This window comes from Orbaceae bacterium lpD02, from assembly GCA_036251875.1.
Classification (GTDB): Bacteria; Pseudomonadota; Gammaproteobacteria; order Enterobacterales; family Orbaceae; genus Orbus; species Orbus sturtevantii.
This window is the reverse complement of sequence record CP133960.1, coordinates 473,873-497,108: the sequence shown is the minus strand read 5'-3', so window position 1 is coordinate 497,108 and position 23,236 is coordinate 473,873. Positions and strand designations below refer to the sequence as shown.

Annotated in this window: 22 protein-coding genes and 1 riboswitch; of the genes, 8 read left to right on the top strand and 14 right to left on the bottom strand. The window is 36.8% G+C overall.

Annotated elements, in window-relative coordinates; genetic code table 11:
• Nucleotides 1-140 precede the first annotated feature (140 nt).
• Genes RHO12_02145 through RHO12_02135 form a run of 3 tightly spaced genes read right to left on the bottom strand, consistent with a single transcriptional unit; the run spans nucleotide 141 to nucleotide 2,583 of the window.
• Nucleotides 141-431 carry a putative quinol monooxygenase gene (locus tag RHO12_02145; protein WVD66582.1) on the bottom strand — a complete coding sequence of 97 codons (291 nt, stop codon included), beginning with the start codon at nucleotides 429-431 and terminating at the stop codon, nucleotides 141-143.
• Between the two features lie 46 nt (nucleotides 432-477).
• Nucleotides 478-1,539 (bottom strand): hypothetical protein, encoded by a 1,062-nt coding sequence (locus RHO12_02140; GenBank protein ID WVD66581.1) that lies wholly within the window; start codon nucleotides 1,537-1,539, stop codon nucleotides 478-480.
• 33 nt (nucleotides 1,540-1,572) lie between these two features.
• Complete coding sequence (locus RHO12_02135; GenBank protein WVD66580.1) at nucleotides 1,573-2,583, bottom strand: amidohydrolase family protein; 1,011 nt, start codon at nucleotides 2,581-2,583, stop codon at nucleotides 1,573-1,575.
• A 453-nt stretch (nucleotides 2,584-3,036) separates the two neighbouring features.
• Here RHO12_02135 and RHO12_02130 point away from each other — a divergent pair, with 453 nt between their 5' ends.
• Nucleotides 3,037-4,485 carry an amino acid permease gene (locus RHO12_02130; protein WVD66579.1) on the top strand — a complete coding sequence of 483 codons (1,449 nt, stop codon included), beginning with the start codon at nucleotides 3,037-3,039 and terminating at the stop codon, nucleotides 4,483-4,485.
• A 140-nt stretch (nucleotides 4,486-4,625) separates the two neighbouring features.
• Here RHO12_02130 and RHO12_02125 read toward each other — a convergent pair whose 3' ends face one another.
• Nucleotides 4,626-5,324, bottom strand: coding sequence for an outer membrane beta-barrel protein (locus RHO12_02125; protein WVD66578.1), 699 nt, complete (start codon nucleotides 5,322-5,324; stop codon nucleotides 4,626-4,628).
• Between the two features lie 325 nt (nucleotides 5,325-5,649).
• Nucleotides 5,650-6,462, bottom strand: a complete 813-nt coding sequence (gene proC / locus RHO12_02120) for a pyrroline-5-carboxylate reductase (protein ID WVD66577.1) — start codon at nucleotides 6,460-6,462, stop codon at nucleotides 5,650-5,652.
• 155 nt (nucleotides 6,463-6,617) lie between these two features.
• On the opposite strand from proC, the gene RHO12_02115 reads away from it, so the two are divergent.
• Nucleotides 6,618-6,902: a YciI family protein gene (locus RHO12_02115; protein ID WVD66576.1), complete on the top strand. Its 285-nt coding sequence runs from the start codon at nucleotides 6,618-6,620 to the stop codon at nucleotides 6,900-6,902.
• Nucleotides 6,903-6,959: 57 nt separating this feature from the next.
• Here RHO12_02115 and thiQ read toward each other — a convergent pair whose 3' ends face one another.
• The 3 genes from thiQ to thiB are packed head-to-tail and all read right to left on the bottom strand — an operon-like array spanning nucleotide 6,960 to nucleotide 10,193.
• Nucleotides 6,960-7,658 (bottom strand): thiamine ABC transporter ATP-binding protein ThiQ, encoded by a 699-nt coding sequence (gene thiQ, locus RHO12_02110; GenBank protein WVD66575.1) that lies wholly within the window; start codon nucleotides 7,656-7,658, stop codon nucleotides 6,960-6,962.
• The gene (gene thiP / locus RHO12_02105) at nucleotides 7,642-9,231 is read right to left on the bottom strand and encodes a thiamine/thiamine pyrophosphate ABC transporter permease (protein ID WVD66574.1); all 1,590 of its coding nucleotides are present in this window, start codon (nucleotides 9,229-9,231) and stop codon (nucleotides 7,642-7,644) included. Before thiP ends, thiQ begins: the two co-directional genes overlap by 17 nt.
• Nucleotides 9,207-10,193, bottom strand: coding sequence for a thiamine ABC transporter substrate binding subunit (gene thiB, locus RHO12_02100; GenBank protein WVD66573.1), 987 nt, complete (start codon nucleotides 10,191-10,193; stop codon nucleotides 9,207-9,209). The genes thiP and thiB overlap by 25 nt, the downstream gene beginning before the upstream one ends.
• Before the next feature lie 122 nt (nucleotides 10,194-10,315).
• A riboswitch (TPP riboswitch) is annotated at nucleotides 10,316-10,425 on the bottom strand.
• A 113-nt stretch (nucleotides 10,426-10,538) separates the two neighbouring features.
• Between thiB and argS the strand changes: the two genes are divergently transcribed.
• On the top strand, nucleotides 10,539-12,272 hold the full coding sequence (gene argS, locus RHO12_02095) for an arginine--tRNA ligase (GenBank protein WVD66572.1): 1,734 nt from the start codon (nucleotides 10,539-10,541) through the stop codon (nucleotides 12,270-12,272).
• A 184-nt stretch (nucleotides 12,273-12,456) separates the two neighbouring features.
• Here argS and RHO12_02090 read toward each other — a convergent pair whose 3' ends face one another.
• Nucleotides 12,457-13,224: a transporter substrate-binding domain-containing protein gene (locus RHO12_02090; GenBank protein ID WVD66571.1), complete on the bottom strand. Its 768-nt coding sequence runs from the start codon at nucleotides 13,222-13,224 to the stop codon at nucleotides 12,457-12,459.
• 194 nt (nucleotides 13,225-13,418) lie between these two features.
• On the opposite strand from RHO12_02090, the gene brnQ reads away from it, so the two are divergent.
• The 4 genes from brnQ to RHO12_02070 all read left to right on the top strand — a co-directional run bounded on the left by brnQ (nucleotide 13,419) and on the right by RHO12_02070 (nucleotide 17,783).
• Nucleotides 13,419-14,762 carry a branched-chain amino acid transport system II carrier protein gene (gene brnQ, locus RHO12_02085; GenBank protein ID WVD66570.1) on the top strand — a complete coding sequence of 448 codons (1,344 nt, stop codon included), beginning with the start codon at nucleotides 13,419-13,421 and terminating at the stop codon, nucleotides 14,760-14,762.
• A gap of 27 nt (nucleotides 14,763-14,789) precedes the next feature.
• Nucleotides 14,790-15,335, top strand: a complete 546-nt coding sequence (gene apt, locus RHO12_02080; protein WVD66569.1) for an adenine phosphoribosyltransferase — start codon at nucleotides 14,790-14,792, stop codon at nucleotides 15,333-15,335.
• Between the two features lie 235 nt (nucleotides 15,336-15,570).
• Complete coding sequence (locus RHO12_02075; GenBank protein WVD66568.1) at nucleotides 15,571-16,341, top strand: arginine deiminase family protein; 771 nt, start codon at nucleotides 15,571-15,573, stop codon at nucleotides 16,339-16,341.
• A gap of 26 nt (nucleotides 16,342-16,367) precedes the next feature.
• On the top strand, nucleotides 16,368-17,783 hold the full coding sequence (locus tag RHO12_02070) for a basic amino acid/polyamine antiporter (GenBank protein WVD66567.1): 1,416 nt from the start codon (nucleotides 16,368-16,370) through the stop codon (nucleotides 17,781-17,783).
• Nucleotides 17,784-17,866: 83 nt separating this feature from the next.
• Here the strand turns inward: RHO12_02070 and RHO12_02065 are convergent, their stop codons facing one another.
• The 4 genes from RHO12_02065 to nfi form a co-directional block, all read right to left on the bottom strand.
• Nucleotides 17,867-19,201: a hypothetical protein gene (locus RHO12_02065; GenBank protein WVD66566.1), complete on the bottom strand. Its 1,335-nt coding sequence runs from the start codon at nucleotides 19,199-19,201 to the stop codon at nucleotides 17,867-17,869.
• Between the two features lie 74 nt (nucleotides 19,202-19,275).
• Nucleotides 19,276-20,052, bottom strand: a complete 777-nt coding sequence (locus RHO12_02060) for a 3-hydroxybutyrate dehydrogenase (GenBank protein WVD66565.1) — start codon at nucleotides 20,050-20,052, stop codon at nucleotides 19,276-19,278.
• A 370-nt stretch (nucleotides 20,053-20,422) separates the two neighbouring features.
• The gene (locus tag RHO12_02055) at nucleotides 20,423-21,157 is read right to left on the bottom strand and encodes a methyltransferase (protein ID WVD66564.1); all 735 of its coding nucleotides are present in this window, start codon (nucleotides 21,155-21,157) and stop codon (nucleotides 20,423-20,425) included.
• Between the two features lie 23 nt (nucleotides 21,158-21,180).
• On the bottom strand, nucleotides 21,181-21,861 hold the full coding sequence (gene nfi, locus RHO12_02050; protein WVD66563.1) for a deoxyribonuclease V: 681 nt from the start codon (nucleotides 21,859-21,861) through the stop codon (nucleotides 21,181-21,183).
• Between the two features lie 54 nt (nucleotides 21,862-21,915).
• Between nfi and RHO12_02045 the strand changes: the two genes are divergently transcribed.
• The gene (locus RHO12_02045) at nucleotides 21,916-22,509 is read left to right on the top strand and encodes a YigZ family protein (GenBank protein WVD66562.1); all 594 of its coding nucleotides are present in this window, start codon (nucleotides 21,916-21,918) and stop codon (nucleotides 22,507-22,509) included.
• On the opposite strand, the gene RHO12_02040 is transcribed toward RHO12_02045, so the two are convergent.
• Nucleotides 22,500-23,171: a 4'-phosphopantetheinyl transferase superfamily protein gene (locus tag RHO12_02040; protein WVD66561.1), complete on the bottom strand. Its 672-nt coding sequence runs from the start codon at nucleotides 23,169-23,171 to the stop codon at nucleotides 22,500-22,502. The two genes, RHO12_02045 and RHO12_02040, sit on opposite strands and share 10 nt — an antisense overlap.
• Between the last annotated feature and the right edge of the window lie 65 nt (nucleotides 23,172-23,236).

Genomic DNA, 23,236 nt, shown 5'->3' with positions numbered 1-23,236 from the left:
AAATGCGTAAAAAAACAAAAAAACCATATATTTATGGTTTTAGTGTTAATTTTGATTTATAAAAATAGAATGAGCCTACACGGCTTAATTTTTGGAATAGCAGTTATATATGTAAAGAAGTGAGAATTGTCGCTAATCAATTAAATAACCTGTTTCATAATATGAACTATTTTTTTTGCTACTTTACCATCAGCAAATTCGGCAAATTTTTTGTAATGTGAGGTAGTGTTGTGTTCATCAATCGCTTGTGCTGATTGCCACGATTCAGTGAATATATAAGTATGAGAGTCTTTTGTGTCTTGATTAAGATCATATTGAATGCAACCTGGTTCTTTACGGCTTGCTGCCACGACTTTTTTAAACTCAATTTGAAAGTCGCGACTAAATTCTGGTTTAATCGTCAAAATTGCGACAATATTTAACTTACTCATATTTATCTCCTGTCGATTGGGTAGATAGTTAAAATAATTGATACGGTTACTTGGTAAGGCTATTTTTAATATCAAAAGCTAAATTGGCATTCCACATCGCGCCTGTTGCACTCATTACCGCATTAGCACCTGCATCAATATATTGTTGATAGTGTAAAGCCGAGCTAACCCCACCAACACCGATAATGGCAAAATTACTTGCAAGTTCATTACGCAATCGTACCAAGCGTTTGACCATCTCGAGCCCTGCCCAACGAATAGCATCACCGCATACACCGCCGACTGGCCGATCATCACCAAGTGCAGGATGCCCCACTTCATTAATAGGTCTTGCTGACAGCGTATTAATAGTACTAAATCCATCAACTGTACCCTGTAATTTTTTGAGTAATGGCATTACATCATCATCGTTAGCAAAATAGGCTAACTTTAAAAATAATGGCTTATCGGGCACGGCATGTTTAATCTCTTTGGCAATTCGTTCAACTTTATCAAAGTCAAAGCAGAGCAATTTGTGTACACCTTCATTAGGGCAACTTAAATTAGCTTCAAGAATAGGCGCGTTGGTTTGGGCGACCAAACGGGCAGCTAAAGCATAATCCTTCTCTATCGTTGCTTGATTGCCGATTGTCCCTTGAAAACTACCAATAATATATTGGCCCTTTTTAGCTGCCGTCACCGCTTCGGCTAAATCTTCTTGCCAAATTTCAGGGTCAAATGATGGTACACCAAATGAGTTAGTAATTGAAATAGGCGATGGGTAATTACGATCAGCAAGCACGGTATCAACTTGATGAGATAATTGTCCTTTAGGGTGGATTGATAATACGTTCGGTAATGGATGACTTTTATGTGCTTTGGTGCGCACTGTTTTGTAAACGCATAAATCAAAGCCATATGCTAAAGCCGCTTTGACATACTTTGCATTCAGTAAAGGACCTGCGGGAATACCAAATGGTAAATTTACCGCTAAATTTAAAAAATGTGTAGGTTTTGCCATCTCAATGATATGCTTAGGCTGACGAGCAAAATCACCAAAAGGCCCCTGCTGGTAATTATCTTCATAACTTAATAATGGATCATAAAAAGGAATAATTGCGTTTTTCATTAATTAACCTATCATTTAAATGTTGATAACTTGTTATATGCCTAATACAAGGCGGCCATTTGTTGTTGCAACATTGATAACATTATCTAAATCGGTATAGCGACACCCCGTTACCAGCAGCTTTAACTCTTCCCACATATTGCCCGTTGAGAAAGGTAACATATAATCGCTAATATTATCAGTCCCTATCGCAACAGGAATTCCTGCCGCGGACAATTCATCTACTGGAGTGAGTGAATTTCGTGTTGGTCCCTGATCTTCACGTCTTGGGCTATCAATCCAAGCAAACGGACATGCAATAACCATCATTTTTGCTTCATTCATTTTAGTATAAAGTTTTTGCCGATATTCAAGACTATGAGCCGTAATGGAAATACTATGGATCGCAACAACTTTACCGTGCATACCGTGTTCAATCGTTTTGTCGGTTAATTGTTCGGTTTCAATTTCATCCGGAGAGTTAAATTGATCCACATGCACATGCACCATTTTACCGAGTTTTTTACCCGTTTGCATTAATACATCCAAATGAACAAGCCCCATTCCTACCCCATGATCGCGTTCATCACGTCTTGGTAGCCCACCGATGATGTCGACTAAATCGGCACCTTTATCAAACCAATAACGCGCCTCTTTATCAATCACGCCTTTTAAGGTTTGATTAACTAATTTAATAATAATCTCTTTTTTATAGTTTTCTCGCGCTTTAAGGGCTCCTCTAATTGCCCTTTCTTGTGCAATTGGGTCAATATCAACGAATGATCCCATCGCCGTGACGCCTTGCTCAATCATACGTTCAACCGCCATGCTAAAATGACGATAATAATCATCCTCAGTCATGGCTGCTTTTAGTTTATCTAATGTATCCCATTTTTCAATTAGCGTTTGCTTTTGGTAGATATCAAAACTATCACGAGAGATGGTAAAAGCGCGATCGGCATGCATATGCGCATTAATCCAACCACCTTGATTTTTAATACTCTTCATCAAGAAAGCTTTTAAGCTCTGATCTCTACTTGCTAATAGAACATCTTTATTAGTCATAATAATCCCCATTTTTAACGAGTGTGATAGTTAAGTTTTAGACAAAAAAAATCCCCCAAATGGAGGAGATGAAATTAGAATAAATGCGGATAAAAATAGTTCGTGCAAAATATAATTCTATCGTTTTTACGAGCGAGCGTTTCAAATCCACTTACCTAATTGATATTAACTGCAGCGAGTTTAATGCAAAAATAGCGAATATCAACTCTTTAATTTTATAAAAAATATAAATAAATGAAAATGTTATAGTATTTTTTTTGAGACAAATAAATAGCTTAACGATTAATGAAAGAGAGCAACGTATAATAGTAAACCGTCATAATCGATAAAAATCGGTGCGTTGTGTGATAAATTTCTTTAAAATAGCCCTCAATCAAAAAAATGAGACTACTTTTTTATAATGGCTAATAGGTATTTGTGCCATTACAAAAGCTATTCGTTTAGGAGATCTGCATGGCAGATGTTGAAAAAAACCATAATATAGAAAACAAATTACGTAAAGATCTAGGACTTGTTTCAGCTCTATCCTTAGTTGTTGGCATGGTACTTGGTGCCGGTGCCTTTATGAAACCCCCTGCCGTACTCGAAATCGCTGGTGATTATAATTATGCATTATTGGCATGGATTATTGGTGGTATCGTTTCTATTTGTGGCGGATTAACTCTATGTGAATTGGGTGTCATGTTCCCTCGTACTGGCGGTCTACTCGTTTATTTAGAAAAAATCTATGGTCCAAAAGTTGCCCATCTGTATGGCTGGATGATTACTATTATTTTTTCGCCCGCTCTTGTTGGGGCATTAGTTGGTTATTTTAGCTCGGTGTTTTGTTTATTGTTTGCGATTTCAGATGATTATCAAATGGTGGTTAGTATTGCGGTGTTAGGTTTTATCACCGTTATTAATGCGATTGGTGTAAAGCAAGCTGCCTACTTACAAACGATTGCTACCATCTGTAAATTGATCCCTATTTTGTTACTCACCGTGTTTGGCTTGTTTAAAGGTAATGGCCAAGTAGCAATATTTAACGCCAGCGGTCAAGGTATTGAATCAATGGCGCCATTTGCGGTAGCGATCCTTGCGACACTTTTTGCTTATGATGGTTGGGCGCAAGTCGCATCAGTCGCAGGGGAAATAAATAACCCTGCTAAGATTTTGCCGAAAGCGATTATTTTAGGGATCCTATTTTTAATTATTGTTTATGCTTGTATCAATATTGCACTATTTAAAATTTTACCAGTTCAACAAATGGTTTCGCTTGGGCATGATGCTTCAGCCGTTGCTTCGCAACATATGTTTGGTCAGCTTGGCGGTAACCTTATTGCGGTAGGTATTATGGTATCGATTTTAGGGGGAATTAACGGTTATATCATGACCTTGTCGCGTACGATTTTTGGTATGGGCGAGCGTGGTAATATTATTGGCGCAAAATTCCTTAGCACCATTGATGATGATAGCCGCTCACCGATTAATGCGATTTTATTGTTAGCTGTTTTAGCATTTTTGTATGTCACGTTACTTGATGCCGATCGATTATCAGAAATATCGATGTTTTCGATCTGGATTTTTTATTTATTAACCTTTATTGGCGTTATCATTGGCCGCAAAAAATTCCCTAATGTACCAAGACCTTATAAAGTGATTGGCTATCCAATTATACCGCTAATTGCGATCTGCGGCGCAGCTTATGTTATTTATGGCATGCTAATTTACCAAACCTTAAACGGTGTTATCTCTATTATTGTAACGCTACTTGGTTTGCCTATTTATTACTATTATAGTAACAAACACCGTCACATCGACTCAGGATTTGGACAAACCAAACAGTATAGAGTAAAACGCAAATATACTATCGCGTTAGCTACTCTGCTATTAATGGTTATATGTACGCTAATATTACGCTAATTAAGTCATTAGCATGGTTTGCTATAAAAGATTATTTGAGTGGGAAAGCTATTTGAAAATAATCTAGTTTTGTAATTATCATTACAAAACTAGATTGTCATAATTATCGATAGTAAAATTACACCCTATCGATAGCTAGATTAGAATGCGTAACGAAGTCCAATGCTGATATCATTTGAATTCAGTTTCGCTGAATGTTTGTCTTGCCAATCACCATCATTCTCATTATCTTTCACCTTACCACTGTCAAGGTAACGATACTCAAGACTTGCTGTTAAATCAGGCATTACCTTATAGCTTACACCAGCCATAGCAGACCAGGCTAGTTGTGTTTTTGATACATTAGTATATTCATCTTTATATTTAATAAAACTCATGCCAAGCCCGGCACCGACGTAAGGCGTAAAGTCAGTGCTATTATAAAAATCATAATAGCCATTTACCATTAATGTCGATTGACCAATTTTTAAATTAGCATCTTCATCACTATAAGCACCACCAGCATTACCAGCTATTGATGAGAAAACATACTCCGATGTACTAATTTTAGCATCTGAACGATAGGTGTAATCAAGTTCGGCACGAATTGGCAGTTGATAAGACACGTTGAAGTCATAACCAGCATTGACTCCCATATTGAAAACAGCCTTATTCTTATTCCCCAATAAAATATAGTCATAATCAGTATTAGTACGATCATAGCCACGCGATTGAATATCTTTCGATTGCATAATACTGGCACCAAGTTTACCGCCCACATAAAATCCAGTATTTTCAGCAAGAGCTGCGGTTGAAATTGACGCTAATGTAATAGCGATTGCTAACTGCTTAAAACGCATTAAATTTTTCCTTATTAGTATTTATTTGAAATAGATTGCATGATTTATCATAAATAAAAAATCTTCGCCATTAAATCAAAGAAAAAAAATAATTTCAAATTATTTACAATAAATTTTAATTTAAAAAAAATTAAAATTACTATTATCAAACTAAAAATCTAAATTTAGTTTTTAAGTTTGGAATATTATATGGCGCTCTATCGTTATGTTAACGAAGAGAATAAATTACGAAATATTTAATTAATTAGTTGGTTGATATAGTAAATTTGCTATAAAAAGAATGGCGATTGGCTCGCGCGTTAATGAGCCAATCGATTAAATAGGATTATTTTTCACCGCTAAGAATTTTAGAGCGGTTAATACAAGCTTCAACCGCGTCCATCACCGCCGCCCTAAAGCCTTTTTCTTCTAGTACCTGAACACCGTCTATCGTCGTTCCACTTGGCGAACAGACCATATCTTTTAATTCACCAGGGTGTTTACCGGTTTCTAACATTAATTTGGCTGAGCCCATAACCGTTTGTGCCGCAAATTTATAAGCCTGCTTGCGTGTCATGCCACCTTTAACTGCACTATCGGCTAATGCTTCAATAAACATGAATACAAATGCTGGCGCACTTCCCCCGATCCCCGTTGCCGAATGAACTTGGTATTCAGGCAGGACTTCTGTTAGACCAACACAATTGAGTAACGCCCTTACCGTTAGTAGCTCTTCGGCCGAAACTTCGGTATTTGGGGTAATCGAACACATTGCTGAATTGACTAATGCTGGGGTATTTGGCATAACCCGAATAACTTTTTGCTCATAACCGATTACTTTTTCAATCGCTTTTAGTGTAATACCAGCAGCAATAGATACAACTACGGTTGATTTTTTAAGCTCTTTTTGGATTTCAACTAACACATCATGTGCATGATGGGGTTTCACGGCAATAAACACAATATCGGCGTCTCTAGCCACACCTTTTGCTGAGTCCAAAACATTGATAGCAAATTGTTGTGTCAACGAGTCAGTTGCTTCGGTGTTAATATCATAGACATGCAGTTGTGATGGTAAAACGGTGCCACTGGCTAAAATGCCTTGTAATATTGCACTGCCCATATTACCAAGTCCAATAAATCCGATTTGTTGCTCCATTTCACTCACCTTTTATCATTAAAAATTGAACTGTCAAAGTTATATAATGATTTAATTAAAATAGCAAAATATATTTTGCTTGAAAATTGTTATTTTTAGCTTGCTCGTTGCTAATTTGCGAATACAATTATTGATTTCATTTGAGTAAAAATATTATGTTTATTATTACACTAACTTACCAACAGCCACTTGATAAAGTTGAACAATACTTACCCGCGCATCGCGATTATCTTGATGAGCATTATGCTTCTGGTCATTTTATTGCTTCTGGCCCACAAGAGCCTCGAATAGGCGGCGTTATACTGTGTAGAGCGGAAAGTAAAGCGCAGGTAATCGATATTATACAAGCGGACCCTTTTTCCTTACACCACATTGCTAACTACGAGATCATTGAATTTATACCGGCCAAATATGTGGCAGGATTTGATGCTTTTATTTAATGCGATAACTTAGCATTAAAATGAAACTATGACTAAAATAGCTGGATAAAAGTTAATTTAACTGCCCAACCCCAAATAGGCAGCAATATCGCTATTATTTTGGAGGTGGTCATAGTTGCCATCAAATATAATTCGCCCTTCTACAATCACAACGCAGCGATTATTAACCGCGCTAATATCGTCTAATTGATGAGTGACCATTAAAACGGTCAATTGATACTCTTGCTGAATTTGCTGCATCAGTTCAATCATCTCTTTTTTAAGTTTAGGATCTAACGAAGAAAATGGCTCGTCAAGCAGTAAAATGGGGCGACGTTGCAATAAGCAGCGCCCTATCGCAACGCGTTGTTTTTGCCCGCCAGAAAGTTGAGAGGGATAAGCCGCCAAATAATCATCTAACCCAATCCGTTGGGCAATAAACGTTAATTGCTGACGCTGAGCCGCAGTTAACTTTAAGGTTGGTGATAGCCCTAATGCTAAATTGTGCTCCACCGATAAATGTGTAAATAGGTTATTATCTTGAAACAGCATTGATACGGGTCTTTTACTTGGCATCGTATTGGTATGATCTTGATGATTTAATAGAATGTCGCCTGATGTAGGGCGAATAAAACCCGCTATTAAACTCAATAGGGTACTTTTACCTGCGCCACTCGGACCCAGTATAGTGACAATTTCACCTCGCTCAGCGCTAAAGTTAAACGTCATTTTTTTAGCATCATAAAGATAAACAACCTGATTAAGTTCGATCATCATGGGAGTACTCAAATAGTGTCATAAATAAAAAACTAATTAGCAATAATAACAGTGCACTAAATGATGCTTCTGGGTAACGATAATGGCTAATGAGTTCGTAAAGGTAATAAGGTAAGGTCATAAATTGCTGCCCACCAAACAGTGCTATAATACCGAAATCGCCCAGCGACATAATGCACGCTAAGGTAAAACTATAAACAAATAATTTTTTTAGTGCCTTAAATTCAATTAAATAAAAATAACGAAAGCCTTTGATATTAAGTGATTGGCTCAAAAAGCCATATTGTTTAGTCAAATCAGTTAGCGGTACTGAGAGTTGCTTTAAAATAAACGGTAATGCTAATAGGCTGTTACTAATCACCACTAAGATAAAGATAACTCCTGATGTGTCACTAAAGCGATAAAATACAATAAAGAATCCCGCTGATAGCACCATACTCGGTACAGCTAAAATGAGTGTACCTAATAGCATTAATATTTCACTTAGCTTATTTTTGCCCACAAATTGTAATCGACTATTTGTCCATAATAGCAAAATGGCTTGCAACATCGCCAACACGGCCGAGCATACCGCAACAATAATCGAGGTAAATGTTGCAACAACGAGTGATTTCGTCAAAAAAAGATAGGAAGCATGATAAATTCCTTCAAAAACAATCGTTAATAATGGCAAGCTAATAAATAAAGCACCAACGGCTACGATGCTATAACTACCGTAATTTTGCCATTGATTGCGGCGACTAACATAAGGCTGGTTATTATTAATCAAAAGTGGTGATTTTTTAGGCTCTAAGCGTTTTAATAGTAATAAAAAACCACAACAAAAGAGTAATTGAATACATGATAAAATGACGGCTTGGTTAAGCTCAAAATCGCGTACAGCTTGATAAATGGCAACTTCTATCGTGGTATATTTAGGCCCACCGCTAAGCGCTAAAACGATCGCGAAGCTTGAAAAACATAACATGAAGATAAGCCCGCTAAGAGGTAGCAGCTGCTTAATTAATACTGGTAGCTCTAAATAGCGAAAAGTATATACAGGGCTTAAACCGAGTTGTTCTGCTAGCTGCCTTTGTTGATTAGGGATCAATAATAATGATTGGTAGCAATATTTACTGGCAAAAGGGAAATTGAGGAAAACATGCGCAATTAAAATACCATTTAATCCATAAATCGAGAATGAATAATCCATGTTCATATACAGACATAATTTAGCAATCCAGCCATGAGCGCCATAAACCGCAATTAAACCTGTTACAACAACTAATGACGGTAATACGAAGGTTAATGATAGCAGCCGTAGCAGCCATGCTTTACCAATGAAATGATTTTGATATATCGCTTTAGCAAAAAATACCGCTAAGATGACGGATATAATCGTTGATAATGTAGCTTGTATAAAGGTAAATAAGATAATTTGCCAAAGGTAGCTATCAAAATAAAAAGGTTCATCGCTATTAGTAAAAGCGAACCACCATAATGAGGCTAGAGCGCTCACAACAATGGTAGTGATAAATATCACCACCATTATACCCGGTAAGTACGCCGCTATTGGCTGACGGCTCGTTGCCATTGTTTAATCCATTTTTTTTGATTGTTAAACACCTCATTTTCATTAAATGATAACGATTTAGTTACTTGCGGTATTTCGGCATAAGCCGCTGGTACAGTGGTATTAACTGCTGGATACATAATGTTTTTTTCAGCAATTAATTGTTGTACTGCAGGAGTTAATAAAAAAGCCAGAAACTGCTTGGCGAGCTCTGGTTGCTGGGAATACTTAGTTATCGCCGCGAGCTCTATCTGTCGATAATTGCCTTCATCAAATATTGCGGCTTGATAACGATGATCGTTATCATTAATCATGTGTACCGCGGGTGATGTGGTATAACTTAACACAAAATCGGCTTCACCTTGCAAAAATAAGCCATACGATTCACTCCATCCTTTGGTTACCGTTAATGTTTGCTTGGCAAGTTTTTGCCAGATATTGGCAGAATCTTGCGCATAAATGTTATTAACCCAAAGTAGTAAACCTAGCCCCGGCGTGCTGGTACGGGGATCTTGATAAACGATCTTCCACTCGGGGTGATTAAGTAGTTCGGCAAAGCTCTGTGGTGGTGAAGTAATATGCTCTTTGTTATAGATGAAAGCAAAGTAACCATAATCATAAGGAATAAATTGCTTATCCCACCAATCTATAGCTAAATTAGTGGGTCTTGTCATTTGATGGGGCTGAATTAAATCAGCCTTGTTAGCCTGACCTATCAAGCTAGTATCGAGACCAATAATAATGTCAGCTTTACTCCGCTCACCTTCTAATCTTAAGCGATTTAGGATCATCACCCCATCATCGATACTCACCATATTAACTAAACAGTCACACTTCGTTTGAAAGTCTTGTTTAATTTTATTGCCCGGTCCCCACTCCGATAGAAAAGAGCTGTAGCTATAGACAGTTAATACCGGTTTATCTTTAGCAAACAGTGGCAGACCTAATAATAAGATAATAAAAAAAGAGATAATACGTAACATTTTGCCCTCTTAACTATGTAACTTAATTATGTAACCTAATTATGTAACTTAGCTATACAACTTAAGTATATAAATAATATATACTTTAAGACAAAAGGTTTGAGTAAATAAAAGATAACACTATCTTTGACATGCTCAATCCCTCCGCCGGTATTAGCCGGTTCAGGTTCGACGGGTCATGCTTGCGCAACTCTCAGCTTTGGTTTTCACCACGGCTCCCCGTTGAGAACAATTTATTCTAGCGGATTAAACGATAAAGTAAATCATCTTTATTGGAAGAATGACTTTTTTTACCTTTGCAGGTATTATATGCGCCAATATTTTATCAATATTTAGGTAAGTACAGTGAATATTCAATTATTACTCTCTGACAAGATCAAACAAGCTATGGTTGCAGCAGGTGCACCAAGCGATTGTGATGCATTAATAAAACAATCTGCTAAAGCTCAATTTGGCGACTATCAAGCCAACGGTATTATGGCGGCAGCTAAAAAATTATCCATGAACCCTCGACAATTAGCGGAAGAAGTCGTTAAGCATCTATCGATTGCTGATTATGTCAGTAAAATTGAAATTGCTGGGCCAGGTTTTATTAATCTATTTTTAAATGAACACTGGCTTGCTAAGCAAGCAGATCTAACACTGTTCAATGAAAAACTGAATCTAACACTCGCAGACAAACCCCAAAATATTGTCATTGACTATTCCGCACCTAATGTTGCTAAAGAGATGCATGTCGGTCACCTGCGTTCGACTATTATTGGTGATGCATCGGTGCGTGTGTTATCGTTTTTAGGGCACAATGTCATTAAGGCAAATCATGTCGGTGATTGGGGTACGCAATTTGGTATGCTAATTGCTTATCTGGAAAAAATGCAAAATGAAAATGCCAATGATATGGCGCTATCCGATTTGGAAAGCTTCTACCGTGAATCCAAAAAACATTATGATGAAGATCCGATTTTTGCAGAAAAAGCACGTAATTATGTGGTTAAATTACAAGGTGGTGATGAGTATTGTCGCGCTATGTGGCGTAAATTGGTAGATATTACTATGACTCAAAATATCGCCACCTATAAACGACTAAATGTGACATTGTCACTAGAAGACACCATGGGGGAAAGCATCTATAATTCGATGTTACCTGACGTAGTTACTGACCTTAAAGCAAAAGGAATTGCAGTTGAAAGTGATGGCGCAACGGTTGTATTCTTAGATGAGTTTAAGAATAAAGAAGGCGAACCGATGGCCATGATTATTCAAAAACGTGATGGTGGCTACCTTTATGCCACAACCGATATTACAGCGGTAAAATACCGTTATGAAGAGCTGCATGCTGATCGTATTTTATATTATACCGATTCAAGGCAACATCAACATTTAGAACAAGTCTGGCAAGTCGCCCATAAAGCTAATTACATTCCATCATCATTACAACTTGAACACCATATGTTTGGAATGATGCTTGGTAAAGATGGCAAACCATTTAAAACACGCTCGGGTGATACAGTAAAACTCAATGACTTATTAGATGAAGCAACTGAACGCGCAACAGCATTAATTAAATCCAAAAATCCTGATTTATCTAATGAAGAACTCGCAACAATTGTTGATGCCGTAGCTATTGGTGCAGTTAAATATGCAGACTTATCAAAAAATCGAACCACTGATTACGTATTCGATTGGGATAACATGCTATCGTTTGAAGGCAATACGGCACCTTATTTACAGTATGCTTATACACGAGTGCTATCTATTTTCCGTAAAGCCGATTTGTCGGTAGATAATTTAGATGGTTATATTAACCTCAAACATGATAAAGAACGCGCTTTAGCTGTTAAATTATTACAATTTAATGAGGCCGTTAATGTGGTAGCTAATGATGGCTTACCGCATGTACTGTGTGCTTATCTTTATGATATCGCTACCCTATTTTCAAGTTTTTATGAACATTGCCCTGTATTATCAGCGGAAACAGAGCAACTTAAACAAAGCCGTTTAAAATTAGCAGCCTTAACGGCTAAAACATTAAAAATTGGTTTAGATATGTTAGGGATAAAAACTATCGAAAAAATGTAGCCATAGTAAACGCGCTTTGTAATAAATAAGGCGCTTTTAATTTAAAATCGTTTAATTTAACGTATAGACAACAAGATTACTATTAATTCTGCTCGCCGTAATCATAAATGCCGTTCATATCGATATCAACGTTAATAGAAGTCGATACCTGTAACAGCACAATTTAAGCGCTATCCAAAAAAACTTACTCAAGCTGGGTATGTACTCCCCATTTTTGGGCAATATTATGAATATCTAACTGAGTTAACTGGTTGTTTATCGCATCAAGCAGATCCAGATTTTGCTGACTAAGCATGTATACCTTATAACTTTTAGTACCTAAAAATGGTGTTTTAGTCGCTAAACATAATACTCCTGGTTCCGAATATTGATAGTAGTACCCTTCGATTAAATCAGTAACCATCATATCAGCGGTTTTGTCTCTTAACGATTGAATATTATCGATATTATTTTTCACTCTAATAATTTGTGCTTGATGAATATAATTATTTACAAAGCTTTCATTTGTCCCACCTGGATTGACAACGACTTTAACATCGGCTTGATTAATATGGTCTAAATCGACTAACTTAGCTGCTGACTGACAGCTGGCCAATGCAATTTTGCCATTAGGTACAATTGGGTTAGAAAGTGCAAATTGCTCCGCTCTCGCTTTAGTATAGGTAACCCCGCCCATTGCAATATCATATCGATCATCGATTAAATCTTGGGAAAGCGTTGGCCAACTAGTTATAAAAAAAACGGCTGTTAAATTAAGTGAGTTAGCTAAATTTTTAGCCATATCAATATCGAAACCCACTAATTTTCCTTGTTTGTTATAATAGGCAAGCGGTGCATAATCAGCAGGCACCCCAATGACTAGCATTCCCGATGATTTAATTTCTGTAAATGTTCTTGACTGAGCATTGCTAGCCAGAATTAGTGTGAATAATGCTAATAGTATTTTTTTCATAATTATCCTTACCATTTATTAGTAACTATTTTGTAGTTGCTATTATTCAATATTAAGACTTTTTTAGTCTAGAAAAAATTCAACAAAAAGGCATTAATAACGATTAATGACTGATCGTGAAACATATTTTTTTGTGTGTATAACTGAATTTTTACGCTATAATCGCTCACTTTGTTATTAAAAAATTAAACATTATGCGTATTATTCTAATCGGCATCACTCTTTTTGCCTTATTTTTTGGTGCAGGTAATCTTATTTTTCCTGTTATGTTAGGTCAGCTAGCTGGCGATAATTTTGACCTCGCTGCGTTAGGCTTTGTTATCACTGGGGTAATGATGCCACTGCTTGGTGTTATGGCGGTAGGTCTCTCTGGGGAAAAAGATTTCTTAAAAATTGCTCAGCGCTGTGGTGTTGTTTTCGGGCTTATTTTTGCAACCACGCTTTATCTTACTATCGGCCCTTTATTTGCTATGCCTCGAACCGGCAGTGTTTCGTATGAAATTGCCCTAAAACCATTTGTAGATGAAAAATTTGATACCGTTTGTTTAGCTTTATTTACGATTTTTTTCTATGGTACATGCTGTTTTCTAGCCCTTAATCCTCGGAAGTTTATTGATATAGTAGGTAAAATTCTTACACCATTAAAAATAACCTTTATTCTGATATTAATTTTAGCCGCCTTAATTTTCCCGATGGGCGAAACCTTACCGGCGGTCAATGAGGATTATCAAAATTTACCCTTTTTTACTGGCTTTACTCAAGGCTACCTAACAATGGATACTCTTGCATCCCTTGTTTTTGGTATTATCGTCGTACAAAGTATTATGAATTATGGCATTAAAGATAAAACTAAGATAATGATAGCCTGCTTTAAAGCAAGTTTAATTGCTGGTGCTATTTTAGCTTTTTTCTATATCTCGTTAGTCTATATGGGTGCAACAAGTGTCACCAAATTAGGTGTTCTCGAAAATGGCGGCCAAATTTTAGCCAGGGTTTCAACCTACTATTTTAGTGTCTGGGGTAATTTAATTTTAGGAATAATGGTTACGGTTGCTTGTATGACAACAAATATCGGATTAACTAATGCATGTGCAAACTATTTAGTTTCACTTTGTCCTAAGCTATCTTATCGCCAATATGCGGTTATTTTTTCAGTTGTTAGTGCACTATTTGCAAATATTGGTTTAACAGCCCTAATTTCATTTTCAGTACCGGTTTTATCTATTATTTATCCCGTTACTATCGTATTAATTATTTTAATGTTCTTCCATCGATTATTTAACGGCCGTAAATCGATTTATGTTGGGGCAATTTATCTAACATTATTAACCAGTATTTTGTTTGAACTTAATTCGGCAATGACCCAAGGTTCTGAACTATCTATCTATTTGCCTAATGTGACAAAGGGTATTCAATATAGTAATGAGATATTAACCCGTTATATACCGCTATATGAACAAGGTCTTGGTTGGATTGTTCCTGCATTAGTTGGGGCGCTACTTGGTTATGTTTATAGTAAATGTATTGTTAGAAAATAATTTAATTGTAAATAAGGAAAATGCGCTATGCAAAACCAACAAACTAAATTAGCCATTATAAAAGAGAGTATCATTACCATCCCAAACTACCCGAAAGAAGGGGTGTTGTTTCGGGATATCACCAGCTTATTAGAAAATCCACAAGCATTTAAATTGACCATTGAATTACTTGTTGAGCACTATAAAGATAAAAAAATCGATAAAGTTGTGGGTACTGAGGCACGTGGTTTTATTTTTGCAGCGCCAATCGCTTTGGCTTTAGGTGTCGGATTTATCCCTGTGAGAAAACCGCATAAGTTGCCCCGTCATGTATTTAAAGAAGAGTATCAACTTGAATATGGCACTGACACATTAGAAATTCATACTGACTCAATTAAGTCTGGCGAACACGTGCTAATTATTGATGACCTACTAGCAACTGGCGGCACGGTTGCTGCAACGACTAAATTAATTCGTAAATCAGGCGGCATTGTTGAAGATGCAGCCTTTGTTATTAACCTACCTGACTTAGAAGGTCAAGCAAAATTAACCGCTATGGGCGTTAACTGTTTTTCATTAGTTGAGTTCGCTTAATTGTAACATTTACTCAATTCCTATTTCGCATCGATATTATTGATGCAAGTTGGCTAAAACCGTAAATAACTAAAGTTATTTGCGGTTTTTTATTATCAACAATGTGAATTCAAAGCCGGATTGTTTTTTAATTTTTACGATCAACTTGAATAAATAATCAATAAAAACTTGATTATTTATTCAAAAATGAATTATTATGCACAAATTAAGAATAAATAACGAAAAAGGACGCATTATGCTTAAATTTAAACATGCCATAGTAAGAACCCCGAGTCAAACATTAGTGGATGGATTAACCTCTGTCAATTTTGGTAAACCCGATTATCAAAAAGCGTTACAGCAGCATCACGAGTATATTAAAGCACTACAGCAATGCGCTGTTGAGGTAACTATACTGCCACCTAATGAACAATTTCCTGATTCTGTTTTTGTTGAAGATACCGCGCTTTGTACCCCTCACTGTGCGATTATCACAAGACCTGGCGCTAAAAGCCGCCTTAAAGAAATTGAAATTATTGAAAGCGCTATTACTCAATTTTACCCTAATAATGTTGAAAGAATTTTGGCACCAGGCAACGTTGAAGCTGGAGATATTATGATGGTTGGTACTCATTATTATATCGGCTTATCGGCTAGAACCAATCATGAAGGCGCCACGCAGATGATCGCAATATTAAATAAATACGGATTAACTGGCTCAATTATTACGCTAGATAAAGTTTTACACTTAAAAACCGGGCTCTCTTATTTAGAAAAGAATAACTTACTTGCCGCAGGTGAATTTATAACTAAAGCAGAATTTAGCCATCTAAATATCATCGAAATTCCTGAAGAAGAGAGCTATGCCGCTAACTGCATTTGGGTTAATGGTAACGTGATTATGCCATCTGGTTATCCGCTTACTAAAGCTAAAATTGTGGCATTAGGTTATCAGGTGATCGAAGTTGATACATCTGAATACCGTAAAATAGATGGCGGTGTAAGCTGCATGTCATTACGATTTTAATTATTAAAATAAAACAATAAGATTATATGATGAATAATCCCGTTAGAAAAAAACTAGGGCTATTACCGCTCACATTGCTTGTTGTCGGAGGCATTGTCGGTAGCGGTATTTTTAGCCTGCCACAAAATATGGCAGAAGGCGCGGGTGCCGCCTCAATTCTGATTGCCTGGGTAATTACCCTCTTTGGCATGTTAATGCTAACTCGCGTATTTCAATATTTGTCATTACGTTTTTATAAAATTAATGATGGATTATATGGCTACGTGCGTAAAGGTTTTGGTGATTATATTGGCTTTAATGCGGCCTGGGGCTATTGGATTTCAGCGTGGATGGCCTGCGCAAGCTACTTAGTGATACTCTTTAGTGCATTAGGTTCATTTGATTGTTTTAGCTATTTTGGCGATGGTACAACGTTATCTGCCGTAATAGGGGGTTTAAGCTTTTTATGGATCGTTCATTTTTTCGTTTTACGAGGTATATATACCGCATTTACCTTGAACTGCTTAGTTACGTTAGCGAAAATTGTGCCAATCGGTTTATTTATTATCTGTATTGTTTTGGCTTTTAGGTTCGAGACCTTTCGACTCGACTTCTGGGGGTCACCACAACTAGGTTCAATCATGCAGCAAATAAAACATACAATGCTTTATACCGTTTGGGTCTATCTGGGCATCGAAAGCGCAACGGTATATGCATCAAGAGCTAAAAATATGATTAGTATTAGCCGAGCGACATTTTTCGGTTTTCTAATTACCAGTATATTATTAGTTTGTGTTTCAGTTTTATCATTGGGAATTGTTCCGCAAGAAGAGCTAGCTATGATGAAAAACCCATCTATGGCATTAGTTATTCAGCGAGTCGTGGGGAGCTGGGGAGCGACATTTATTAATATCGGCTTAGTTGTTTCAGTATGTGGAGGGTTACTCTCATGGCTTATGTTAGCAGCTGAAATGCTCTATCTGGCTGGTCGAGGGGATAAAAACACAGTGCCAAGCTGCTTTGGTCAATTAAATTCTACTGGAACGCCCTATAAAGCACTGTGGTTAACGAGTTTCTTTATTACCATTTTAATGATCCTTGCCCACTTTTATCAAAGTGGCTATAACACCCTAATTCAGTTATCAACCTCCATGGTACTTATTCCTTACCTGTTATCGGCGGTATTTGTGCTTAAATTAGCGCTAAAAAGCCGTAATCTTTATTTGGTTTTCATTGGTTGTTCAGCAACAATTTATGGCTTCTGGCTAATTTATGCTGGTGGAATTGTCTACTTATTGCTTTCGATGATCTTATATGCTGTTGGCCTAGCATTTTATCTATATGCCCGGAAACAAAGAAAACTAAGCGCGTTTAGCTATTTACATGATAAGTTTTATGCTATTACCATCATTTTATTGGCTATTGTTGCTGCTATTTATTTTTATATTATGCCATTGTTATGATAGTTGATTATGATGTTAGTTTAACAAAACGTTACTTTAAGCTAACATCATATTTTATAAATAAATCATAACAAAATAGATAATTAATAGATGATTAAGCCAAGGCTAATAATAATCACTTCGGCAATTAACGTTCCAACAGTCACCACAATAAAAGTATCTTTAAAACCGGTCTTGTGGGTTAATTTAGTTAAACTTAAAAACGTTAACACAACGCCACTTTGTGGCGTCAAGGTTAAAATATTTGACGCTACGGCTGCTACTCGATGGATCAGCTCTGGAGCTATACCAGTATCTAAATAATACTGTGCAAAATTTGGCATCACAATCCCTAATGCTCCCGAAGATGAGCCTGTTACCCCCGACATTAAAGCCGTTAATGCCGTCAAACTAATTAATGGATTACCTGGAATAGACATGATTAGCTGGCTAAAAAAGCTAAAACCTGGCGCGATCATAATTACGGTACCAAAAGCAACCGAAGACGCAGTGGCAAAAATAGGACCAACCGACCCACTCGCGCCAATGCTCAACGTCTGAACTTTATCTGGTAAAAATGAGTGAAAGAGTAAAACGGATAATAAAATAGCCACAATCAGTGCAACATAAATAATGTTCTTTTTGACCACGTCATTCCCCAGAATACTGCCAGAAATAGCAATGAGAATTAAACAAATTAAGGGCAAAATGCTGGTGATAAAGCTAGGTAATTTACGACCTAAGGCAGCCGAATTATCATTTGTGACATAAGTTGCGTAGTTCTCGCCCTTTTTCAAACTGCGATTAAGTACGTATTTCATGTAGCATAGACCAAAAGTAATACACCCTAGAGCGCCAAATAAGCTCGGGATAGGAGCAGCGGTAAGCGAGGTATTTAAAAACTGGATAGGAATAATATTTTGTATTGCTGGAGTACCAGGAAGAATGGTCATCGTTACCGTTGCCATACCCAGCCATAATGGTACTTGAATTAAATTCCAAGCAATATCTAGTTTTTTAAATAGTATTCTAGCAAGCGGAATTATCGCAAACATAACTACAAATAGACTAATGCCGCCATAAGTTAAAATCGCACTAATAAAAAAAATCGCCAGTAATACTCTATAAGGTTTTTGGCTGCCAAATCGTTTAAGAATAAAGTCAGCTATTGATATCGTTGCCCCACTCTCTTCCATAAATTTTGCTAAAATAGCACCTAATAAAAAAATAGCAAAAAAATTCATAATATAATAGCCTAAAGCACCCATATAGTCATTTTTACCGATACCAAAGATAGCGCTAATAATATCCATTTGGTTGGTAAGAATGACAAGCAATGTTGCTATTGGCGCTGCAATAAGAATATTAATCTCTTTAAGAGAAAAATAAATAATCGCTATAACTGCTAAAACCACACCTAAAGATGAAATGAGATCCATTATGCCGCCTTTTTATATAAGTCGACCTTGTAATCACTGAGTAATATGAGCTTATTAGGTCGATATACTTTGAGTTATTGCGCCGTATAACCACCATCTAATAAACAGGCTTGCCCGGTGATCCCTCTTGCTTTATCACTTGATAGATATAGTGCATAATCTGCGATTTCCTGCACATCTAATAAGCGTTTTTGCGGTACGAGCGGGTAAAGAACCTCTTCTAATACTTTTTCTAATGGAATATTACGAGTCCGCGAAAGATCGTCAAATTGCCCGCGAACGAGTGGAGTATCGACATATCCGGGGCAAATGGCATTAACAGTGACACCACTGCTAGCCGATTCAAGTGCCGCAACCTTTGTTAAACCAATTAAACCATGTTTAGCTGAATTATAGGCAGACTTACCTGCAAAACCAACTACAGCATTAATTGATGCCATGTTAATAATGCGTCCAAACCCTTGTTTTTTCATAATAGGGAAAACACGTTTAATCGCAATAAATGGCGCTACTAGCATCATTTTTAACATAAACTCAAATTTCTCGGTCGGAAAATCTTCAATCATAGAGACATGTTGCAAACCCGCATTATTAATTAAAATATCGATTGTGCCATAATGTTGTACAACCTGATCGATAGCAGCGTTAATTTCAGCTTCTTTAGTCACATCACACTTAATACCTAGGCAATCAAACCCTGCTGCTTGATATTCGCTGGTTATCTCATTAAGTATTTTTTCGTTAATATCTGAAAAAACAACTTTTGCGCCATTTTGCAAAAATGTATAAGCAATTTGTTTACCAATGCCACTTGCCGCACCCGTAATAAAAACAACTTTGTCATGAACCATTTGATTTCTCCTTGTAGGTAAATTATTAATAAATGGATATCGCAATGATTAATCGTGCCGTCAACAGATATCATTTTAAGCATATTACTTGATTGTTTTTTTAGTTGTCTAAGTCTGTTTTTTTATATGTTCTATAATTTAAACTTATAGAGAGAAGAAATAAGATAGAAAAATAAAATGGTATTATGCTAAGCATATGATTCATGAGGAGTAGAAAAGTCAAATTAGGCTTAATAACATTAAGAATAATAGCAAAATATTTACTATCGATTCTCGTTCATTCAAATAAATAAAGTAGTCACGATTTGAATATAATCAACATACTATAAATCATATTTATAGTATTTACATTGTGAACGGTTTAGATGGCTTACTTTTGAAATAAATAAAAATCATTGAGTAATTGACGAAAATCGCGACTATAGCGGTTTTCATTATCGCGCATTGTCAAGCTTTGCAGAACCGGTAATTCAACTGCTTGCAAACTAAAGCAGAGCAAGCTTAACGATATAGGTTTGTTATCGGTATATTGTATCTGCATCTGCTGCGCCAAGTACCAATTATGTGACAAACAGAGCTCAATAAATGCATGTGATAAATGATAAGGTAATACCACACAAAAACGACCGGTAATGGTTAATAACCTTTTGGCCGCTGTAATGAGCTGTGTATGATTTAAATTTTCAGTATAACGGGCTTGCTGGCGCTGGTGATTGCGGCAATCTACCGCTGGCTCAAAATAAGGGGGATTAGTGACGATTAAATCGTAATAAGATGGGTTAGTTAGCTGGTATCGATTGATATCTATGCACTTAGCCGTGATATTATTAAAAGGTGAGTTAACAATATTATCTTGGCACTGCACAACCGCATTCGCATCAATATCGATAGCATCGATATGGCTATCACAATGTTCCAGACGCTGAGCGAGCATTAACGAAATAATTCCGCAGCCACAACCAATATCGAGAACTTTTTTTGTACTTGCCGTTATAGGGCTCCATGCGCCGAGCAAACAACTATCGGTTGTTACTTTCATGGGGCTGTTATCATGAGCAATAAAAAAGCGTTTAAAGGTAAAGCCATTTTTGCGCAATTCAGTCATAAATTATTTCGCTAATCGTTGTGTTAAGAGTGGTGTAACAGTTTTTGTAATACAGGTTTATTGGATGCAACGGCATCAGCAAATCGTGTCGGCTCTGGTAAGCGGTAACCTTTCAAGCAGGCTTTTACCCAATTTAATGCAGATAATTGGCTAATACGATGACCTGATGAAATAAATAGCGGATTACATTTAACCTTACTGCGTAATACACTACCAATTTGTTCATCGCCTATTTTATTAAATAGCGGTTGATAAGCAAATAATTCATTAGCTAAGGGAGCATATTGGCCATACAATTTCTTTTTAGCCACACCAATCGTTGGAATATCTAACAATAAGCCTAAGTGACTTGCAATGCCAAGCTTTCTTGGATGAGCAATACCTTGACCGTCGACTAATAGTAATTGTGGCTTATCTGTTATTTGTTGCCACGCGGCAAGTAGCGCTGGGTACTCACGAAAAGATAAATAACCTGGAATGTAAGGCAATGTTGTCGGTACTTTAGCAATTTTGTACTCGATAAGTTCAAAATTAGGGTAAGCTAGCACGACGATTGCTGCCCGTGTTATTTTCCCGCCCTCTTCAAAACCGACATCCGCCCCACCAATCATCGTGGGAATTTTAAACGCAAAATCATCGCGTAAAATAATACGCTCAGCATATTCGATTTGTTGCAGCTTTAATTGTGCTAAATTAATAGACATTTTCTTCTGGTTCAGTATGATTAAGGGCGTTTGATTATTCTAACAGAATTAAGCATGTTATATACACTAATTACCCCTTTTACGATCAACGAAGAGATAAAAAAAAGTCGATTTATTGTCAACGCAGCGCCGATTAATAGTGCCGAGCAAGCGGTCGATTTTATTGCGCATGTGAGTGATATAAATGCCACTCATAATTGCTGGGCGTGGAAGCTATCGCATCAATACCGCTTTAGTGATGATGGCGAACCAACAAGTACCGCTGGACGCCCTATTCTTGCTGCTATTGAAGGACAAAGTTGTGATAATGTGGTTATTGTTGTAACACGTTATTTTGGCGGGATAAAACTTGGTACGGGTGGTTTAATGCGCGCTTATGGCGGCAGCGCCAGTCATTGTTTACAGCAAGCGCCGTTAACAGCAATTATTTTGCGTCAATCTTACCGAGTCTCGTGTTTATATAATGAATGGCCTATTCTTGAAAATAAACTTAAAGATATTCAAGCAATCATTGAAGAACAAACTTTTGATGCCGAGGGCATATCGCTATTTATCGCCATCACCGACGATAAGTTTCAAGAGCTGAATAAATTTATTGCCAACCTAACCCGCGGTAGAGAGCAACTGTTTATAAAGCCTCAACAATAACAGGTTGTAATTAATTGCTTGATATCTAATCTTTTCGTTATTGTATTATCAGTTGGGGTTGAGCAGGCAATGGCTAACGCATATCTAGAGGCAATTTTTTGCCAATGTAAAAACCAGATATTGCCATCTACCGTGACAGGTGAATGGTTTATAAAAGGGATTGGTAGTGCAAATGAATTGGGCGCTAAGTGAAATCCCCGACCATCTGCTTTAATGATGGCTTCTTTCAAGGTCCATAACTGAATAAATTCCAGCTTATCCAGTCGAATAGCGTTAAGTTCGGCGAGCGTTAAGACTTGATGATACTCATCAATATTGAGCGGTTGTTGCTGCTCAATATCGACACCAATCATCCCCTGCTGACTATATGCGCAAACCACCCAATCACCCGCATGTGAAATATTAAAACTCCCCGGCATAGTTGCGATAAATGGTTTAAAATAGTGGTTATAATTTAAATTAGGTAACTGTGATGCTCGATACGATAAGTGTTTTTTTAGTATGTAAAGCAGTAATAATTTACCCAGTAGAGAGCGGGATTTATCGTCATCCATATGTAGTTGGTTAATTTTTTGCTGCTCAATTAAGGGCAAAATGGATTGATAAGCAGCAAGTTCAGCCCAGCTTACGCCATGTAGACAAATAGTATAAATATAATTCATTTTATACTCTCTTTAAACCCGACTTACGCCCTTTTAAGAAAGCGTAAGCCGGCACCGATCAAAAT

Excerpts from the sequence above, each read along its gene's own strand:
- RHO12_02145 (WVD66582.1), bottom strand. The coding sequence starts at position 431 with ATGAGTAAGTTAAATATTGTCGCAATTTTGACGATTAAACCAGAATTT.
- RHO12_02140 (WVD66581.1), bottom strand. The coding sequence starts at position 1,539 with ATGAAAAACGCAATTATTCCTTTTTATGATCCATTATTAAGTTATGAA.
- RHO12_02135 (WVD66580.1), bottom strand. The coding sequence starts at position 2,583 with ATGACTAATAAAGATGTTCTATTAGCAAGTAGAGATCAGAGCTTAAAA.
- RHO12_02130 (WVD66579.1), top strand. The coding sequence starts at position 3,037 with ATGGCAGATGTTGAAAAAAACCATAATATAGAAAACAAATTACGTAAA.
- RHO12_02125 (WVD66578.1), bottom strand. The coding sequence starts at position 5,324 with ATGCGTTTTAAGCAGTTAGCAATCGCTATTACATTAGCGTCAATTTCA.
- proC (WVD66577.1), bottom strand. The coding sequence starts at position 6,462 with ATGGAGCAACAAATCGGATTTATTGGACTTGGTAATATGGGCAGTGCA.
- RHO12_02115 (WVD66576.1), top strand. The coding sequence starts at position 6,618 with ATGTTTATTATTACACTAACTTACCAACAGCCACTTGATAAAGTTGAA.
- thiQ (WVD66575.1), bottom strand. The coding sequence starts at position 7,658 with ATGATGATCGAACTTAATCAGGTTGTTTATCTTTATGATGCTAAAAAA.
- thiP (WVD66574.1), bottom strand. The coding sequence starts at position 9,231 with ATGGCAACGAGCCGTCAGCCAATAGCGGCGTACTTACCGGGTATAATG.
- thiB (WVD66573.1), bottom strand. The coding sequence starts at position 10,193 with ATGTTACGTATTATCTCTTTTTTTATTATCTTATTATTAGGTCTGCCA.
- RHO12_02090 (WVD66571.1), bottom strand. The coding sequence starts at position 13,224 with ATGAAAAAAATACTATTAGCATTATTCACACTAATTCTGGCTAGCAAT.
- brnQ (WVD66570.1), top strand. The coding sequence starts at position 13,419 with ATGCGTATTATTCTAATCGGCATCACTCTTTTTGCCTTATTTTTTGGT.
- apt (WVD66569.1), top strand. The coding sequence starts at position 14,790 with ATGCAAAACCAACAAACTAAATTAGCCATTATAAAAGAGAGTATCATT.
- RHO12_02075 (WVD66568.1), top strand. The coding sequence starts at position 15,571 with ATGCTTAAATTTAAACATGCCATAGTAAGAACCCCGAGTCAAACATTA.
- RHO12_02070 (WVD66567.1), top strand. The coding sequence starts at position 16,368 with ATGATGAATAATCCCGTTAGAAAAAAACTAGGGCTATTACCGCTCACA.
- RHO12_02065 (WVD66566.1), bottom strand. The coding sequence starts at position 19,201 with ATGGATCTCATTTCATCTTTAGGTGTGGTTTTAGCAGTTATAGCGATT.
- RHO12_02060 (WVD66565.1), bottom strand. The coding sequence starts at position 20,052 with ATGGTTCATGACAAAGTTGTTTTTATTACGGGTGCGGCAAGTGGCATT.
- RHO12_02055 (WVD66564.1), bottom strand. The coding sequence starts at position 21,157 with ATGACTGAATTGCGCAAAAATGGCTTTACCTTTAAACGCTTTTTTATT.
- nfi (WVD66563.1), bottom strand. The coding sequence starts at position 21,861 with ATGTCTATTAATTTAGCACAATTAAAGCTGCAACAAATCGAATATGCT.
- RHO12_02045 (WVD66562.1), top strand. The coding sequence starts at position 21,916 with ATGTTATATACACTAATTACCCCTTTTACGATCAACGAAGAGATAAAA.
- RHO12_02040 (WVD66561.1), bottom strand. The coding sequence starts at position 23,171 with ATGAATTATATTTATACTATTTGTCTACATGGCGTAAGCTGGGCTGAA.